General features: G+C 71.6%; 15 protein-coding genes. 6 read left to right on the top strand and 9 right to left on the bottom strand.

Annotation, left to right across the window (positions count from 1 at the left end; genetic code table 11):
• Positions 1-23: 23 nt before the first annotated feature.
• From pgl to tkt, 5 genes are all read right to left on the bottom strand, one after another.
• The gene (gene pgl / locus PUR71_RS20525; RefSeq protein ID WP_329928513.1) at positions 24-812 is read right to left on the bottom strand and encodes a 6-phosphogluconolactonase; all 789 of its coding nucleotides are present in this window, start codon (positions 810-812) and stop codon (positions 24-26) included.
• Positions 809-1,909: a glucose-6-phosphate dehydrogenase assembly protein OpcA gene (opcA, locus tag PUR71_RS20520; protein WP_329928512.1), complete on the bottom strand. Its 1,101-nt coding sequence runs from the start codon at positions 1,907-1,909 to the stop codon at positions 809-811. Before opcA ends, pgl begins: the two co-directional genes overlap by 4 nt.
• Entirely contained in the window at positions 1,906-3,453 is a 1,548-nt protein-coding gene (gene zwf, locus PUR71_RS20515; protein WP_329928626.1) for a glucose-6-phosphate dehydrogenase, read from the bottom strand. The genes opcA and zwf overlap by 4 nt, the downstream gene beginning before the upstream one ends.
• 70 nt (positions 3,454-3,523) lie before the next feature.
• Positions 3,524-4,666 (bottom strand): transaldolase, encoded by a 1,143-nt coding sequence (gene tal, locus PUR71_RS20510; RefSeq protein WP_329928511.1) that lies wholly within the window; start codon positions 4,664-4,666, stop codon positions 3,524-3,526.
• Between the two features lie 85 nt (positions 4,667-4,751).
• Positions 4,752-6,851: a transketolase gene (gene tkt / locus PUR71_RS20505; RefSeq protein ID WP_329928510.1), complete on the bottom strand. Its 2,100-nt coding sequence runs from the start codon at positions 6,849-6,851 to the stop codon at positions 4,752-4,754.
• A gap of 448 nt (positions 6,852-7,299) precedes the next feature.
• On the opposite strand from tkt, the gene PUR71_RS20500 reads away from it, so the two are divergent.
• Entirely contained in the window at positions 7,300-8,247 is a 948-nt protein-coding gene (locus tag PUR71_RS20500) for a heme o synthase (protein ID WP_329928509.1), read from the top strand.
• Between the two features lie 57 nt (positions 8,248-8,304).
• Here PUR71_RS20500 and PUR71_RS20495 read toward each other — a convergent pair whose 3' ends face one another.
• A complete protein-coding gene (locus PUR71_RS20495; protein ID WP_329928508.1) occupies positions 8,305-8,946 on the bottom strand; it encodes a DUF2461 domain-containing protein in 642 nt (213 codons plus the stop codon).
• A 64-nt stretch (positions 8,947-9,010) separates the two neighbouring features.
• On the opposite strand from PUR71_RS20495, the gene PUR71_RS20490 reads away from it, so the two are divergent.
• Positions 9,011-9,352, top strand: a complete 342-nt coding sequence (locus PUR71_RS20490; protein WP_329928507.1) for a hypothetical protein — start codon at positions 9,011-9,013, stop codon at positions 9,350-9,352.
• A gap of 82 nt (positions 9,353-9,434) precedes the next feature.
• Here PUR71_RS20490 and PUR71_RS20485 read toward each other — a convergent pair whose 3' ends face one another.
• Positions 9,435-10,415 (bottom strand): COX15/CtaA family protein, encoded by a 981-nt coding sequence (locus PUR71_RS20485; RefSeq protein ID WP_443077508.1) that lies wholly within the window; start codon positions 10,413-10,415, stop codon positions 9,435-9,437.
• 395 nt (positions 10,416-10,810) lie between these two features.
• Between PUR71_RS20485 and PUR71_RS20480 the strand changes: the two genes are divergently transcribed.
• A complete protein-coding gene (locus PUR71_RS20480; protein WP_329928505.1) occupies positions 10,811-11,527 on the top strand; it encodes an LPXTG cell wall anchor domain-containing protein in 717 nt (238 codons plus the stop codon).
• A gap of 73 nt (positions 11,528-11,600) precedes the next feature.
• Here the strand turns inward: PUR71_RS20480 and PUR71_RS20475 are convergent, their stop codons facing one another.
• Both PUR71_RS20475 and PUR71_RS20470 read right to left on the bottom strand, forming a co-directional pair.
• Positions 11,601-12,320, bottom strand: a complete 720-nt coding sequence (locus PUR71_RS20475; RefSeq protein ID WP_329928625.1) for an ABC transporter permease — start codon at positions 12,318-12,320, stop codon at positions 11,601-11,603.
• Positions 12,321-12,367: 47 nt separating this feature from the next.
• On the bottom strand, positions 12,368-13,297 hold the full coding sequence (locus tag PUR71_RS20470; RefSeq protein ID WP_329928504.1) for an ABC transporter ATP-binding protein: 930 nt from the start codon (positions 13,295-13,297) through the stop codon (positions 12,368-12,370).
• A gap of 175 nt (positions 13,298-13,472) precedes the next feature.
• Here PUR71_RS20470 and PUR71_RS20465 point away from each other — a divergent pair, with 175 nt between their 5' ends.
• Genes PUR71_RS20465 through sufD form a run of 3 tightly spaced genes read left to right on the top strand, consistent with a single transcriptional unit; the run spans position 13,473 to position 17,029 of the window.
• Positions 13,473-14,315, top strand: a complete 843-nt coding sequence (locus PUR71_RS20465; RefSeq protein ID WP_329928503.1) for a helix-turn-helix transcriptional regulator — start codon at positions 13,473-13,475, stop codon at positions 14,313-14,315.
• Positions 14,316-14,324: 9 nt separating this feature from the next.
• A complete protein-coding gene (gene sufB / locus PUR71_RS20460; RefSeq protein ID WP_329928502.1) occupies positions 14,325-15,740 on the top strand; it encodes a Fe-S cluster assembly protein SufB in 1,416 nt (471 codons plus the stop codon).
• A 59-nt stretch (positions 15,741-15,799) separates the two neighbouring features.
• Positions 15,800-17,029, top strand: coding sequence for a Fe-S cluster assembly protein SufD (sufD, locus tag PUR71_RS20455; protein ID WP_329928501.1), 1,230 nt, complete (start codon positions 15,800-15,802; stop codon positions 17,027-17,029).
• Positions 17,030-17,033 lie beyond the last annotated feature (4 nt).

Genomic DNA, 17,033 nt, shown 5'->3' with positions numbered 1-17,033 from the left:
TTGAGCCCCTTGAGGCGTCGTCCCTAGGCGGAGGCCGGCGGGTACAGCTGCGGCGGGATCCGCTCGGCGGCGGCCCGGTCCAGCAGCCACAGCGTACGGCCGCGGCCGTACGCGCCGGAGGCGGGCGCCTGGATCTCGCCCGGGCCGGACAGGGCCAGCGCGACCGCGCCCGCCTTGTCCTCGCCGGCGGCCAGCAGCCAGACCTCGCGGGCAGCCCGGATCGCCGGGAGGGTGAGCGAGATCCGGGTCGGCGGGGGCTTGGGGGCCCCGCGCACGCCGACCACCGTCAGCTCGGTCTCCCGCACGCCCGGGTGCTCCGGGAACAGCGACGCGACGTGGGTGTCCGGGCCGACGCCCAGCAGCAGCACGTCGAAGGCCGGCACGCCGCTCCGGTCGCCCGGGCCGGCCGCCTTCGCCAGCTCCTGCGCGTAGCGGGCGGCGGCGGCCTCGACGTCCGAGCCGTCCACGCCGTCCGAGGCGGGCATCTCGTGCACCCGCGCCGGGTCGAGCGGGACGGCGTCGAGCAGCTCGGCGCGGGCCTGGACGGCGTTGCGGTCCGGGTCCGCGGCGGGCACGAAGCGCTCGTCGCCCCACCAGAGGTCCAGCCGCGCCCAGTCGACCGCGTCGCGCGCCGGGGAGGCGGCGATCGCGGCCAGCAGGGCGTTGCCGTTGCGGCCGCCGGTGAGCACCACCGAGGCGGTGCCGCGGGCGGCCTGGGCGTCCACGATCCGGGTGATGAGCCGGGCCGCGGCCGCCTGGGCCATCAGCTCCTTGTCGCGGTGGACGACGAGCTGCGGGGTGGCGTTGGTCATGCGCTGCCCCCGGCGGCCTTCTCGTCGGCCTTCTCCGTGCCCTTCCGGGCGGCCTTCTTCGCCGCGGGCTTCTTCTCCGCGGCGCCGGCCGTCACCCGGTCGGGATTGGCCACCGGCACCTCGGAGACCGCCTGGGCGACCCGCTCGGCGGCCGCCGTCTCGGCGTTGGAGGGCTCGCGGAGGCGGTCCACGGGCGTGCGCACGGCCGTCGAGTAGATGTCGTCCGGGTCGAGCCGGCGCAGCTCCTCGGCGATCAGCTCCGCGGTCTCGCGCCGCTTGAGCGCCACCTGGCGGTCCGGCGAGCCGGGCATCGACAGGGTGCCCATCAGGCCGTCCGGGCGGTCCAGGGTGATGTCCCCGTCCTTGGTGCGCAGGTGCACCGCGGTGATGCCGGGGCCGCCGGTGACGACGCGCTCGACCGGGACGTGCAGGCGGTTGTGCAGCCACAGGCCGAGCAGCTCGACGCTGGGGTTGTACGACTCGCCCTCGACCACGGCGGAGACGATGTGCGACGGGCGCTGGTCGAGCGCCGCGGCGAGCATCGAGCGCCAGCCGGTGATCCGGGTCCAGGCGAGGTCGGTGTCGCCCGGGGTGTAGCTCTGGGCCCGCTGGGCGAGCTGGCCGACCGGGGACTCGGCGGTGACCGCGTCGGTGATCCGGCGCTGGGCGATCGAGCCGAGCGGGTCCTGCGCGGGGTGGAGCGGCGCGTTCTCCGGCCACCAGACGACGACCGGGGCGTCCGGCAGCAGCAGCGGCAGCACGACGGACTGGGCGTGCGCGGCGAGTTCGCCGTGCATGCGCAGGACGACCGTTTCGCCGGAGCCGGCGTCCGAGCCGACCAGGATCTCGGCGTCCAGGCGCGTCTCGGCGCGGGCCCGGGGCGAGCGCCCGGCGCGCTTGATCACCGCGAGGGTGCGCGAGGGGTGCTCGCGGGAGGCGTCGTTGGCGGCCTTGAGGGCGTCGTAGGCGCTGCCCTCGTCGGTCACGATCACCAGGGTGAGCACCATGCCGGCGGCCGTGCTGCCACCGGCGCGGCGCGCCTCCATGAGCGCGGCGTTGATCTTGCTCGAGGTCGTGTTGGTGAGGTCGATCTTCATGGCCGGCGCCAGCTCCTGCCGTCTCGTGCGAGCATCTCGTCCGCCTCGACGGGGCCCCAGGTCCCCGCCGCGTACTGGGCCGGCTTGCCGTGGGTGTCCCAGTACTTCTCGATCGGGTCGAGGATCTGCCAGGAGAGCTCGACCTCCTGGTGGCGCGGGAACAGGTTGGCGTCGCCGAGCAGCACGTCGAGGATGAGCCGCTCGTAGGCCTCGGGGCTGGACTCCGTGAAGGACTCGCCGTAGGCGAAGTCCATCGTGACGTCGCGGACCTCGAAGGAGGTGCCGGGCACCTTGGAGCCGAACCGCACCGTCACGCCCTCGTCCGGCTGGACCCGGATGACCAGGGCGTTCTGCCCGAGCTCCTCGGTCGCGTAGGAGTCGAACGGCAGGTACGGGGCGCGCTGGAAGACGACCGCGATCTCGGTGACGCGGCGGCCCAGGCGCTTGCCGGTGCGCAGGTAGAACGGGACGCCCGCCCAGCGGCGGTTGTTGATCTCCAGCTTGATGGCCGCGTAGGTGTCGGTCTTGGAGTCCGGGTCGATGCCGTCCTCGTCGAGGTACCCGACGACCTCCTCGCCGCCCTGCCAGCCGGCCGCGTACTGGCCGCGCACGGTGTGCCGGCCGAGGTCGGCCGGGAGCTTGACGGCGCTGAGCACCTTCAGCTTCTCGGCGACCAGCGCCTTCGGGTGGAAGGAGGCGGGCTCCTCGATGGCGGTGAGCGCCATCAGCTGGAGCAGGTGGTTCTGGATGACGTCGCGGGCGGAGCCGATGCCGTCGTAGTAGCCGGCGCGGCCGCCGATGCCGATGTCCTCGGCCATCGTGATCTGCACGTGGTCGACGTAGGACCGGTTCCAGATCGGCTCGAACATCTGGTTGGCGAAGCGCAGCGCCAGGATGTTCTGGACCGTCTCCTTGCCCAGGTAGTGGTCGATCCGGAAGACCTCGTCGCGCGGGAAGACCTCGTGGACGACCTTGTTGAGCTCCTGCGCGCTCTCCAGGTCGTGGCCGAACGGCTTCTCGATGACGGCGCGGCGCCAGGAGCCCTGCGGCGGGTCGGCCAGGCCGTGCTTCTTGAGCTGCTGGACGACGGTCGGGAAGAACTTCGGCGGGACGGACAGGTAGAAGGCGAAGTTGCCGCCGGTGCCCTGGGCCTTGTCGAGCTCCTCGATGGTCTGGCGGAGCTTGTCGAAGGCGTCGTCGTCGTCGAAGGTGCCCTGGACGAAGCGCATGCCCTTGGCGAGCTGCTGCCAGACCTCCTCCCGGAACGGGGTCCGGGCGTGGTCCTTGACGGCGTCGTGGACCTCCTTGGCGAAGTCCTCGTCCTCCCACTCGCGGCGGGCGAAGCCGACGAGCGAGAAGCCCGGCGGCAGCAGTCCGCGGTTGGCGAGGTCGTAGATCGCCGGCATCAGCTTCTTGCGGGACAGGTCGCCGGTGACCCCGAAGATGACCAGGCCCGACGGCCCCGCGATGCGCGGGAGCCGTCGGTCTGCGGGGTCACGAAGCGGATTGACGGGGGTGGGCGGGAGATCGTCCGCGTCCGACACCGGTGTCAACTCGGGGAAATCAGTGCTCACTTGATGGGCTCCGCTTTCGTGCGCTGGCTGTGAGCAGGGGTCACTTCTCGTCGGCGAAGGACGCGAGCGAGGCGGTGACGGTGTCGAGCAGCTCGGTCCAGGACTGCTCGAACTTCTCGACGCCCTCGTCCTCCAGCACCTGGACCACGTCGTCGTAGTCCACGCCGGCGGCCGCGATGGCGTCCAGGAGGGCCTTGGCGTCGGCGTAGTTGGGGACGATGGTGTTGCCGGTCACCACGCCGTGGTCGGCGGTGGCGTCCAGGGTGGCCTCGGGCATCGTGTTGACGGTGCCGGGGGCCACCAGCTCGGTGACGTACAGGGTGTCCGGCAGGGCCGGGTCCTTGACGCCGGTGGAGGCCCAGAGCGGGCGCTGCGGCTTGGCGCCGGCGGCCTCCAGGGCCTTCCAGCGGGCGCTGCCGGCGGTCTTGCCGTCGACGCTGCCGAAGACGTCCTCGTACGCCTGGTAGGCGAGGCGGGCGTTGGCCAGGGCGGCCTTGGAGCGCAGGTTCCGGGCGTCGCCGCCGATCTTGTCCAGACGCTTGTCGATCTCGGTGTCCACGCGGGACACGAAGAAGGAGGCGACGGACTCGATCTGGGAGAGGTCCAGGCCCTTGGCCTTGGCGGCCTCCAGGCCGGTCAGGTAGGCGTCCATGACGGCCTTGTAGCGGTCCAGCGAGAAGATCAGCGTGACGTTGACGCTGATGCCCTTGCCGATGACCTCCGCGATGGCGGGCAGGCCGGCCTTGGTGGCGGGGATCTTGATGAAGACGTTCGGGCGGTCGACCAGCCACCACAGCTGCTTGGCCTCGGCGACGGTGGCGGCGGTCTCGTGCGCCAGGCGCGGGTCGACCTCGATGGAGACGCGGCCGTCGCGGCCGTTGGAGGCGTCGTAGACCGGGCGCAGCACGTCGGCGGCGTCGCGCACGTCCGAGGTGGTGATCATGCGGATCGCCTCGTCGGTGGTGACCTTGCGGACGGCGAGGTCGCGCAGCTGGCCGTCGTAGGAGCTGTCGCCACTGCCGGCGATGGCCTTCTGGAAGATGGTCGGGTTGGTGGTGACGCCCACCACGTGCTTGTTCTGCACCAGCTCGGCCAGGTTGCCGGAGTTCAGCCGCTTGCGGCTGAGGTCGTCCAGCCAGATCGCCACGCCTTCGTCGCTGAGGCGCTTGAGTGCGTCGGTCATGGTGCTCAGTCCTTCTTCTTCTGTCTTCGTGGGGTCGTCAGAGGGGCCGCGTACCCGCGTGCGGGCGGGTACGCGGCCCGAGGGGCTAGCGGTTGACGGCTTCGAGGGAGCGCAGGGCGTTGTGGGCCTCGGCCACCACGCGCTCGGCGGTCAGGCCGAACTCCTCGAACAGCACCTGGTAGTCCGCGGAGGCGCCGAAGTGCTCCAGCGAGACGATCCGGCCGTGGTCGCCGACCAGCTCGCGCCAGCCCTGGGCGATGCCGGCCTCGACCGAGACGCGGGCCTTGACCGACGGCGGCAGCACGCTGTCGCGGTAGGCCTGGTCCTGCTCCTGGAACCACTCGAAGGACGGCAGCGAGACGACGCGGGTGGCGATGCCCTCGGCCTCCAGGACCTCGCGGGCCTTGACGGCCAGCTGGACCTCGGAGCCGGTGCCGAGCAGGATCACCTGCGGGTCGCCGTTGCCGGCCTCGGCCAGGACGTAGCCGCCCTTCGCGGTGCCCTCGGCGGAGCCGAAGACCTCGCGGTCGAAGGTCGGGACGTTCTGGCGGGTGAGCGCCAGGCCGACCGGGCCGGGGTTGCTGGTCTGCCGCTCGATGACGGTGCGCCAGGCGACGGCGGTCTCGTTGGCGTCGGCCGGGCGGACCATGGACAGGCCCGGGATGGCGCGCAGCGAGGCCAGGTGCTCGACCGGCTGGTGGGTCGGGCCGTCCTCGCCGAGGCCGATGGAGTCGTGCGTCCAGACGTAGGTGACCGGCAGCTTCATGAGCGCGGCCAGGCGGACGGCCGGGCGCATGTAGTCCGCGAAGACCAGGAAGGTGCCGCCGTACACGCGGGTCTTGCCGTGCAGGGCGATGCCGTTCATGGTCGAGCCCATGGCGTGCTCGCGGATGCCGAAGTGGATCGTCCGGCCGTACGGGCTCGCCGACTTCAGCGGGTTGCCCTCGGGGAGGAAGGAGCTCTCCTCGTCGATGGTGGTGAGGTTGGACTCCGCGAGGTCGGCCGAGCCGCCCCACAGCTCCGGGATCACCGCGCCGATCGCCTTGAGGGTCTCCCCGGAGGCCTTGCGGGTGGCGACGTCCTTGCCGGCGGGGAAGGTCGGGACGGTCTTCTTCCACCCCTCGGGCAGCTCGCCGGCCTGGATGCGGTCGAACTCGCCGGCCCGGTGCGGGTTGGCGGCGCGCCAGGCGTCGAAGGAGCCCTGCCACTCGTCGCGGGCGGCCTTGCCGCGCTTGATCACCAGGCGGGCGTGCTCGATGACCTTGTCGGAGACCTCGAAGGTCTTCTCCGGGTCGAAGCCCAGGACCTTCTTGGTGGCGGCGATCTCGGCGGCGCCGAGGGCGGAGCCGTGGGCCTTGGCGGTGTTCTGGGCGTCCGGGGCCGGCCAGGCGATGATCGTGCGCATAGCGATCATCGACGGGCGGGCGGTCTCGGCCTTGGCGGCGGCGAGCGCCTCGGCGAGGGCGGCGACGTCGATGTCGCCGTTCGCCTTCGGGGCGACCCGCTGGACGTGCCAGCCGTACGCCTCGTAGCGCTTGAGCACGTCCTCCGAGAAGGCCGTCTCGGTGTCGCCCTCGATCGAGATGTGGTTGTCGTCGTACAGGGCGACGAGGTTGCCCAGCTGCTGGTGGCCGGCCAGCGAGGAGGCCTCGGCGGAGATGCCCTCCTCCAGGTCGCCGTCGGAGACGATGGCCCAGATCGTGTGGTCGAACGGGGACTCGCCGGCCGGGGCGTCCGGGTCGAAGAGGCCGCGCTCGTAGCGGGCGGCCATCGCCATGCCGACCGCGTTGGCGATGCCCTGGCCGAGCGGACCGGTCGTGGTCTCGACGCCGGCGGTGTGGCCGTGCTCGGGGTGGCCGGGGGTGCGGCTGCCCGCGACGCGGAAGGCCTTGAGGTCGTCCAGCTCCAGGCCGTAGCCCGAGAGGTAGAGCTGGGTGTAGAGGGTCAGGCTGGTGTGCCCGGGGGAGAGGACGAATCGGTCGCGGCCCACCCAGGAGGGGTCGGTGGGGTCGTGCCGCAGGAAACGCTGGAAGATCAGGTACGCCGCCGGGGCCAGCGCCATGGCTGTCCCGGGGTGTCCGTTGCCGACCTTCTGGACGGCGTCCATGGCCAGGACCCGGGCCGTGTCAACCGTGCGCTCATCCAGATCGGACCACTCGAATGCGTTCGTCGGCGTCGTGCTCACCCTGTCTCAGGGCTCCTTCCGTTGTGAAGAGTGACCCCGTGAAGGGGACCCGGTCGGCCACGGCGCTGTGGTCCCGACGCTGCTGGTGCCGGTCACGGAGGGTAGATCCCGCTTCTGTGTGCGAGCCTACCGCTCGGCCCGGGGCTCACCCTCCGTGCTGGGACAACCGGAATTCGGGTATGGCGATTCCCACGATGCCGCTCTGGGGCGTTTTGTCCCAGGCTCTCCTGTTTTGACGTGGCCTGCCCCTCCCATGAGCAGGACGGGGGAGGCGAGGCCGACCGGTCCCGGTTCGTGGGTTCACCCAGGGGTGTGCGTTCCGCCCCGCCGGGGGACCCCGGAGCCGGTGGGGAGATATGGAGCGTCTAAGGTGGCGTGGTACGCGCAGAGCGGACGATTCGGGACCTTCGTTTCCTTCGACGCCTGCGAAGATTCATCTTCAGTTGGGGTGTTAGTGACCGCCGTCGAAACCCGTCCCGCCGGGGTCACCGGGGCGACTCCTGCGCACCGGCCCATCGGGGCCCGTGTCGGCGCGTTCGTCGCACTGACCAAGCCGCGGATCATCGAACTGCTGCTGATGAGCACGGTGCCGGTGATGTTCCTGGCCCAGCAGGGCGTGCCGAACATGCTGCTGGTGCTGAAGGTCGTGGTCGGCGGCTACCTCTCGGCGGGCGGCGCCAACGCCCTCAACATGTACATCGACCGCGACATCGACGCGGTGATGTCGCGCACCGAGCGCCGGCCGATCGTCACCGGCATGGTGTCGCCGCGCGAGGCGCTGGTGTTCGGCATCGTGCTCGCGGTCGTCTCGACGCTGCTGCTCGGCTTCGGCGTCAACTGGCTGTCCTCCGGGCTCGCGCTCGGCGCCCTGCTGTTCTACGTCTTCGTCTACACGCTGGGCCTCAAGCGGCGCACCTCGCAGAACATCGTGTGGGGCGGCATCGCGGGCTGCATGCCGGTGTTGGTCGGCTGGGCCTCGGTCACCAACTCCGTTTCCTGGGCGGCGGTCATCCTCTTCCTGGTGGTGTTCTTCTGGACGCCGCCGCACACCTGGGTGCTGTCGATGAAGGTGCGCGACGACTACCTGCGCGCCGGCGTCCCGATGCTGCCGGTGATCAAGGGCAACGTGGCGGTCGGCAAGCAGGTCGTCGTCTACTCCTGGGTCATGGTGGCCGTCTCGCTGGCGCTGTGGCCGCTGGGGCACATGAGCTGGCTGTACCCGGTCGCCGCCGTGGTGCTCGGCGCGGCCTGGCTGCGCGAGGCGCACGCGCTGTACGCGCGGGCCAAGGCCGGGGTCGTCGGCGCGAAGCTGAAGGAGATGCGGCTGTTCCACTGGTCGATCACCTACCTGTCGCTGCTGTTCGTGGTCTGCGCGATCGACCCGTTCGTGAAGTAGCCGCTCCCGCGCGGAGGAAGAGCCCCGGTCCTGGTGGACCGGGGCTCTTCCCGTTTCCTATCGCGCCGGCAGCTCGGACGGGCCGACGTGGCCGTCCAGCCAGTCCCTGAGCGGCTGGGAGGCCCGCAGGAAGGCGGCGATGCGGGTCAGCGCGGCGCGCGTGCCAAGCCACTTCGCAGGCGGCCACTCCTGCCAGGCCACGAGGCCCTTGTGGCGCAGCAGCTCGATCCTGGGATGGTCCTTGGGGTAGCCGCGCGGGGCGGACTTCAGGCTGTCACGGCCGAAGACCTTCGGGCCGTCCTTCTCCACCCGGGCGATCACGCGCTCCAGTTCGGCCCCGGAGACGTCCTCGGCGACGGCCGCGCGGTAGCGCTCCAGCTGGTCGGCGGCGAGCTGGTACATGCCGTTGCCGCAGGCCAGGCCGTCGGCGGAGAGCTGGACGTAGCCGCCGGCCTCCAGATGGGCCCCGATGTGCGTCTTGTACGGGGACTTGTCGGCGCTGAAGCGGACGTCGCGGTTGGGGCGGAAGATCTTCCCCGGGCCGAACTCCGGTTCCAGCTCGGCCAGCAGCTCCTCCATGGGGGCGCGCACGGCCTCGTCGTAGCGGTCCTTGTGGGCCTGCCAGAAGGTCTTCGAGTTGTCGGCTTCCAGGTGCTCGTAGAATTCGAGCGCCTCGACCGGCCATCCGGAGAAGGTCACGTCTCCAGTATGTGGCCCGGTGCACAGGGCGCTCCCGTCGCCAGCGCCGCTACCGGTGGGTAGCATGCCGGACATGAGCGCAGAGACCGCCACCGCCACGCCGGACGCCCGCACCGAGCGCCGTGCCAAGCGCATCGCCAAGAACCTCACCAGCTTCGCCGCGCAGCACGGCGGCAGCGCCGACGCGGTCGTCGAGTACGTCGGCGCCGTGGCCACCCGGATCGTCGTGGTCGGCGCGGACGGCGCCTGGGGCGACCAGGTGGCCCCGAGCTACGCGGTCGGCCGCCGGGCCGCCGAGCTGGCCGGGCTGACCCTGCACGACGACTTCGAGGGCGAGCTGGCCCTCAAGGTGAAGACGGGCCCGTACGAGTGGAGGCGGATGGCCGGCATCCAGCTCGGCGGCTGACCGCCCGGCCCGCGTACGACGACGGCCCGGTTCCCCTCATCGGGGGAACCGGGCCGTTCGGCGTGCGGGCGCTCGGCGCGGGTCAGGCCGCGGCGGTCTGCGGGGCCTGGGCGGGCAGCGGCACGGCCGGCGCGTCGTCCGCGCGCGTGCGCAGCGCGAGGGGGATGCGCAGGGCGGCGATCCAGGTCAGGGCGGCGAGCAGCATGTGCAGGCCGACCATCAGCTCGGGGGCGTCCGTGAAGTACTGGATGAAGCCGAGGACGCCCTGGAGGAGCAGGACCGCCAGCAGTTCCTTGGCCCGGGCCTTGGCGGGCTGCGGGGCCTTCACGGCGGCGAAGACGAAGATCACCGCGATCGCCAGGCCGACCGAGACGAACGCGAGGTCGGCGTGGAACTGCGCGAGGCGGTCGTAGTCGATCGGGATGCGCGGGACGATCTTGTTGTCCTTCGGCGTGCCCGGGTGGTGGCCGGCGCCGGTGACCAGGGTGCCCGCCGCGACGAGCAGGCCGATGACCGTGACGAGCACGTACGAGAGCTGGTGGATCGGGCGGGCCACCGCGAGCTCCGCCGGGCCGTCGCCCTCCTCGGAGCGTTCCCACATCAGCAGCGCGACCCAGACCAGGGCCATCGCGGCGATCATGTGCAGCGCGACGGTGTACGGGTTGAGGCCGGTCAGCACGGTGATGCCGCCGAGCACGGCGTTGCTCATCACCAGCCAGAACTGCGCCCAGCCGAGCTTGGTCATGCTGCGGCGCCAGGGGCGGTGGCAGCGGGCGGCGAGGATCGCCCAGCCGACCGCTGCGCTCAGCACGTAGGTGAGCATCCGGTTGGTGAACTCGACGATGCCGTGGAAGCCCATCTCGGCGGTGGGTGTCAGGCTCTCGTCGGTGCAGCGGGGCCAGGTGGTGCAGCCGAGGCCGGAGGCGGTGAGGCGGACGGCGCCGCCGGTGACGACGATCACCACGCTCATCACCAGCGCGGCGAACGCGGCGCGCCGGACCATCGCGGCGGACGGCTGCCAGCGGTCGGCGAGCAGGGAGAAGGGGTTCAGCACGCGGTCAATCGTAGGTGCCCTTACAGGTGATCTTGGCGTGGGGCGCGAGTCGGGGCCCGGGAGGGTGAAAGCGGATCTTCCGGTCAAGGCCGTCGGTGGTCCTGGCTGTTCATCGGCTGATCGAAGTCGTGGCCCCGGTGATTGAACCTGATTCCCTGGGGCCGCGTTTTTTCAGACGGGTGACGAAGTCCGTTCAGGTTCGCCGATTCCGCGTTGTGCGAGGTGGCGCCTGTGGTGGGCTGGTCATGCACATCCATGGTGAGACCGACAGACGAAATCCGGTCGTACGGCGGGGTGTGGCGAGGTGCGGGAGTGCCGGTAGAGTCCCCCGGACATCCGTAGCGGGCCACCGCGAAGCACTCAACACGCCTGCTGCACAGGACCGTTCGGAGGGGAACAGGGTAATGGCACGACAGCAGCGGCACTTCGGGATCGGAGCGGCGGCGCTCGCCGCCACGGCGGCGGCCGGAATCCTCCTGCCCCTGAGCCTGGCCGGCCCGGCCTCGGCCCACGTACCGGCGTGGAAGGTGGACTGCGACAAGATCGTCATCGATCTGGTCAAGTACAGCGAGAAGGACACCGTGACGAACAACGTCACGCTCACCATCGACGGCGAGAAGGTGCTGGACAAGCGGTTCGGCAAGGAGTTCCACGGCACCTTCCCGGTGAAGGACCACTCCGCGCCGATCAAGGCGACCTTCGTGGTGACCACCACGGAGACCCCGGCGGAGCCCGGCTGGAACATCAACGAGTCCGAGACGATCCAGCCCTGCCACACCCCGACACCGACCCCCACGCCCACCCCCACGCCCACCAAGACGCCCACCCCCACGCCGACCCCGACCCCCACCCCGACGCCGACCACCACGCCGACGCCGGTGCCGAGCGTGACGCCGACCCCGAGCACCACGCCCCCGGGCACGGCGGCCCCGACGGTGACGCCGTCCGTCAGCAGGCCACCGGCCCCGACCCCGGCGCCGAGCACCAGCGCCCCGGCCCTCGCCCAGACCGGTGGCAGCTCGGCCACCCCCGTCATCGCGGCGGCCGGCGCGGGCGTGCTGCTGCTCGGCGGCGCCATCGTGCTGTTCGCCCGCAAGCGCCACGGTGGCAGCGAGAGCTGACGCCGGAGCCCCGTGCACGACGGCGCCCCCAGGCCTCACGAGGTCTGGGGGCGCCGTGCGTGGAGCGCCGGGACTACTCCCAGCGGAAGAAGCGCGCGGCGGCGGCGAGGCCCACGACGGCCCAGCCGGCCAGGATCCCGAGGTCCGACCACGGCACCCCGGCGCCGGTCTGCAGGACCGACCGCAGGCCGTCCGAGAGCGCCGCGATCGGCAGGAACTCCAGCACCGACCGCACGGCGGACGGGAACCTGCTCAGCGGCACGATCACCCCACCGCCCAGCAGCAGCAGGATGAACACGAGGTTCGCGGCGGCCAGCGTCGCCTCGGCCCTGAGCGTGCCGGCCATCAGCAGGCCGAGCCCCGAGAAGGCGGCCGTGCCGAGGACCAGCAGCGCGGCCACCGAGAACGGGTCACCGTGCGGCGACCAGCCGAGGGCCAGCGCGATCACCGACAGCAGCGCGACCTGCAGCGCCTCGGTGACCAGCACGCAGCCGGTCTTGGCGGTCAGCAGCGCCCAGCGCGGCAGCGGGCTCGCGCCGAGCCGCTTCAGCACGCCGTAGCGGCGCTCGAACCCGGTGGCGATGGCCTGGCCCGTGAACGCGGTGGACATCACGGCGAGCGCCAGCAGGCCCGGCGCGAGGAAGTCGACCCGCTTGCCGGGGCCCTCCACCGCGACGACGTCGACGGCGGAGAACAGCACCAGCAGGACGGTCGGGATGACGACGGTGAGCAGCAACTGCTCACCGTTGCGCAGCAGCATCCTGGTCTCGAACGCGGTCTGCGCGAGCAGCATCCGGCCGACGGGCGCGGCTCCGGGCTTCGGGGCGTAATCGGTCGTCGTCACGAGCGCAGGTCCCGTCCGGTCAGGTCGAGGAAGACGTCTTCGAGGCTGCGGCGCTGCACGGCGAGCCGCTCGGGGAGGATGCCGGAGGCCGCGCACCAGGACGTGACGGCGGCCAGCAGCTGCGGGTCCACGGTCGCGGCCTCGACGCGGTAGCTGCCGGGGGCGGTCTCGGTGGCGGCGGTGCCCTCGGGCAACTCCTTGAGCAGCGGGCCGAGGTCGAGTCCGGGCGGGCCGTCGAAGCGCAGGGCGTTCTCGGCGCCGCCGCGGCACAGCTCCTCGGGGGTGCCGGTGGCGATGACCTTGCCGCGGTCCACGACGGCGACGTGGTCGGCGAGCTGCTCGGCCTCGTCCATGTGGTGGGTGGTGACGACCACGGTGACGCCGTCCCGGCGCAGGTCGCGGACCAGCTCCCAGGTGGCGCGGCGGGCCTGCGGGTCGAGGCCGGCGGTGGGCTCGTCGAGGAAGACCAGCTCGGGGCGGCCGACCACGGCCATGGCGAGGGCCAGCCGCTGCTGCTGGCCGCCGGACAGGCGCCGGTAGGTGGTGCGGCCGCAGGAGCCGAGGCCGAGCCGCTCGACCAGGGCGTCGACGTCCAGCGGGTGCGCGTGCAGCTTGGCGGTGTGCCGCAGCATCTCGACGGCGCGGGCGCCCGCGTACACCCCGCCGGACTGCAGCATGACGCCGATCCGCGGGCGCAGGGCGGCGTGCTGGGCGACCGGATCGAGGCCGAGGACGCGGACGGTGCCGGCGTCCGGGCGGCGGTAACCCTCGCAGGTCTCGATGGTGGTGGTCTTGCCGGCGCCGTTGGGGCCGAGGACGGCGGTGATCGCGCCGCGCGCGATGGTCAGGTCGAGGCCGTCCACCGCGGGCTTGTCACCGTAGTGCTTGACCAGCCCGGCGATCTGGACCGCGGGTTCGGAGTGCATACCGGCGAGTCTAAGAGGCACCGAACACCCGACCCTGCGGGCGGGGTGCCGTCGCCTCGGCGATCGTTTCCGCAGGTCAGGTAAGCCTTACCTGCGTGACAGATGACACGGGTGAGGCCTGGATCACGGGTTGTCCTGTCGGAAGTAATTACGCAACACTGGTGTTGTGAAAAACATGCGCGAGCACGCCACGCAGCGGGAGGCCGAGCCGGCCCCCGACTGCGACGTGCCCGTGACGGCGGCCGAGGTGCTGCTGGAGGGCCACCGCGCCACCCGCGACCGGGTCGCCCGCTCGATCCTCGACCACGGCCCCTCCTCCGCCGCCGACCTCGCGAGCCGGCTCGGCCTCACCGCCGCCGCCGTGCGCCGCCACCTCGACGGACTGGCCGCCGCGGGCCTGGTCGAGTCCCGCGAGCAGCGGGTCTACGGCAGCCGCGGCCGGGGCCGTCCGGCCAAGGTCTTCGCCCTCACCGACGGCGGACGGGACGCCTTCTACCAGGAGTACGACCAGCTCGCTGCCGACGCGCTGCGCTGGATCTCCGACTCGGTGGGCGGCGGCAAGGCGGGCGAGGAGGCGGTCGCCGCCTTCGCGCGCGCCCGCTTCGGCAAGCAGGGCCGGCGCTACCTGGAGACCCTGCAGCAGGCCGAGGCCTCCGAGCGCACCGAGGCGCTCGCCCAGGCGCTGAGCGCGGACGGGTACGCTGCCACGGTGCGGCGGGTCCCGTCGGCCGCGGCGAAGGCCCCGGCGGGCGCCCAGCTCTGCCAGCACCACTGCCCGGTCGCGCACATCGCCGAGCAGTTCCCCCAGCTCTGCGAGGCGGAGACCGAGGTCTTCTCCCAGCTCCTGGGCACCCATGTGCAACGGCTGGCCACCATCGCCCACGGCGACGGGGTCTGCACCACCTATGTGCCGGCACCCGGTGCCGCATCGTCGTCCGCCGTGCGCAGCGCGCGGCCGGGTCCCGATGCGGTGCCGACTGCCGGTACGTCCACCGAAGATCCAGCGTCCGCGCGTTAGGAAGCTCGCATGACTGACATCGTTTCGCACCCGGAGCTCGAGGGCCTCGGCAAGTACGAGTACGGCTGGGCCGACCCGGACACCGCCGGTGCCGTGGCCAAGCGCGGGCTCAGCGAGGAGGTCGTGCGCGACATCTCCGCGAAGAAGAACGAGTCCGAGTGGATGCTGAACCTCCGGCTCAAGGGCCTGAAGCTGTTCGGCAAGAAGCCCATGCCGACCTGGGGCTCGGACCTCTCCGGCATCGACTTCGACAACATCAAGTACTTCGTCCGCTCGACCGAGAAGCAGGCCGAGTCCTGGGAGGACCTGCCCGCGGACATCAAGGCCACCTACGACAAGCTGGGCATCCCGGAGGCGGAGAAGCAGCGCCTGGTCGCCGGTGTCGCCGCCCAGTACGAGTCCGAGGTCGTCTACCACCAGATCCGCGAGGACCTGGAGCAGCAGGGTGTCATCTTCCTGGACACCGACACCGCGCTGCGCGAGCACCCGGAGCTGTTCAAGGAGTACTTCGGCACCGTCATCCCGGCCGGCGACAACAAGTTCGCCGCGCTGAACACGGCAGTCTGGTCCGGCGGGTCCTTCATCTACGTGCCGAAGGGCGTGCACGTCGACATCCCCCTGCAGGCCTACTTCCGGATCAACACCGAGAACATGGGCCAGTTCGAGCGGACGCTGATCATCGTCGACGAGGACGCGTACGTCCACTACGTCGAGGGCTGCACCGCGCCGATCTACTCCTCCGACTCGCTGCACTCGGCGGTCGTGGAGATCATCGTCAAGAAGGGCGGCCGCTGCCGCTACACGACCATCCAGAACTGGTCGAACAACGTCTACAACCTGGTCACCAAGCGCGCCGTGGCGTACGAGGGCGCGACCATGGAGTGGGTCGACGGCAACATCGGCTCCAAGGTCACCATGAAGTACCCGGCCGTCTACCTGATGGGCGAGCACGCCAAGGGCGAGACCCTGTCCATCGCCTTCGCGGGCGAGGGCCAGCACCAGGACGCCGGCGCCAAGATGGTGCACATGGCGCCGAACACCTCCTCGCACATCGTCTCCAAGTCGGTGGCGCGCGGCGGCGGCCGGACCTCCTACCGCGGTCTGATCGAGATCGGCGAGGGCTCGCACGGCGCCAAGTCCAACGTCCTGTGCGACGCGCTGCTGGTCGACACCATCTCCCGCTCGGACACCTACCCCTACGTGGACGTCCGCGAGGACGACGTGTCCATGGGCCACGAGGCGACCGTCTCCAAGGTCAGCGAGGACCAGCTGTTCTACCTGATGAGCCGCGGCCTGACCGAGACCGAGGCTATGGCGATGATCGTGCGCGGCTTCGTCGAGCCGATCGCGCGCGAGCTGCCGATGGAGTACGCGCTGGAGCTCAACCGGCTGATCGAGCTGCAGATGGAGGGCGCGGTCGGCTGACCCCCGGCCGAGCACCCGCCATCCACTGAATTCCGAGGAAGAGAGCACAACGAACAGCCATGGCTGAGCAGAACACCACCGGCTCCACCACCGCCGGTTCGATCGAGGTCGGCACCGCCGGTGCGGGCGCGCAGCTCGCCGGCCCCGGCACCGGCCGGGCCACGGTCCAGCAGCCGATCGACGCGCGCGTCGCGGTCAAGCCGTCCTTCGACGTGAACGACTTCCCGGTGCCGCACGGCCGCGAGGAGGACTGGCGGTTCACGCCGCTGCACCGCCTCGGCGGGCTGCACGACGGCACCGCCGCGGCCGCCGAGAAGGGCGAGGACAAGGTCGAGTTCGCGCTGCCCGCGGGCGTCACCGCCGAGACCGTCGGCCGCGACGACGCCCGCCTGGGCAAGGCCGGCAAGCCGGTCGACCGGGTCGCCGCCCAGGCGTTCAGCGCCTTCGAGCAGGCCCTGGTCGTCACGGTGCCCAAGGACGCGGTGCTCTCCGAGCCGGTCCGGATCGACGTGCGCGCCGAGGGCGGGGTCCGCTTCGCCCACGTGGTGATCGACGTCAAGCCGTTCGCCGAGGCCGTCGTGGTGCTCAACCACGTGGGCACCGGCACCCGCGCCGCCAACGTCGAACTCCTGGTCGGCGACGGCGCGAAGCTCACCTTCGTCTCCGTCCAGGACTGGGACCGCGACGCCGTCCACGTCGCGCAGCACAACGCGCTGGTCGGTCGCGACGCCTCGTTCAAGTCCGTCGTCGTGACCTTCGGCGGCGACGTGGTCCGCCTCCACCCGCGGGTCAACTACGCCGGCCCCGGCGGCGAGGCCGAGCTGTTCGGCCTCTACTTCGCCGACGCCGGCCAGCACCTGGAGCACCGCCTCGTCATCGACCACGACACGCCGCACTGCCGGTCCAACGTGGCCTACAAGGGCGCGCTGCAGGGCCAGGACGCCCACGCGGTCTGGGTCGGCGACGTGCTGATCCGCGCGGCCGCCCTCGGCACGGACACCTACGAGCTCAACCGCAACCTGGTGCTCACCGACGGCGCCCGGGTCGACTCGATCCCGAACCTCGAGATCGAGACCGGCGAGATCGTCGGCGCCGGCCACGCCTCCGCCACCGGCCGCTTCGACGACGAGCAGCTGTTCTACCTGCAGGCCCGCGGCATCCCCGCGGACGAGGCCCGCCGCCTGGTCGTGCGCGGCTTCTTCGCCGAGCTGCTCCAGCAGATCGGCGTGGCCGAGGTCCAGGACCAGCTCATGGAGAAGATCGACGCCGAGCTGGAAGCGGCGGTCTGACCCG

Source organism: Streptomyces sp. SP17BM10 (assembly GCF_036322405.1).
GTDB lineage: Bacteria > Actinomycetota > Actinomycetes > Streptomycetales > Streptomycetaceae > Kitasatospora.
The sequence above is the reverse complement of the archived record's forward strand: the minus strand, read 5'-3'. Positions and strand labels throughout refer to the sequence as shown.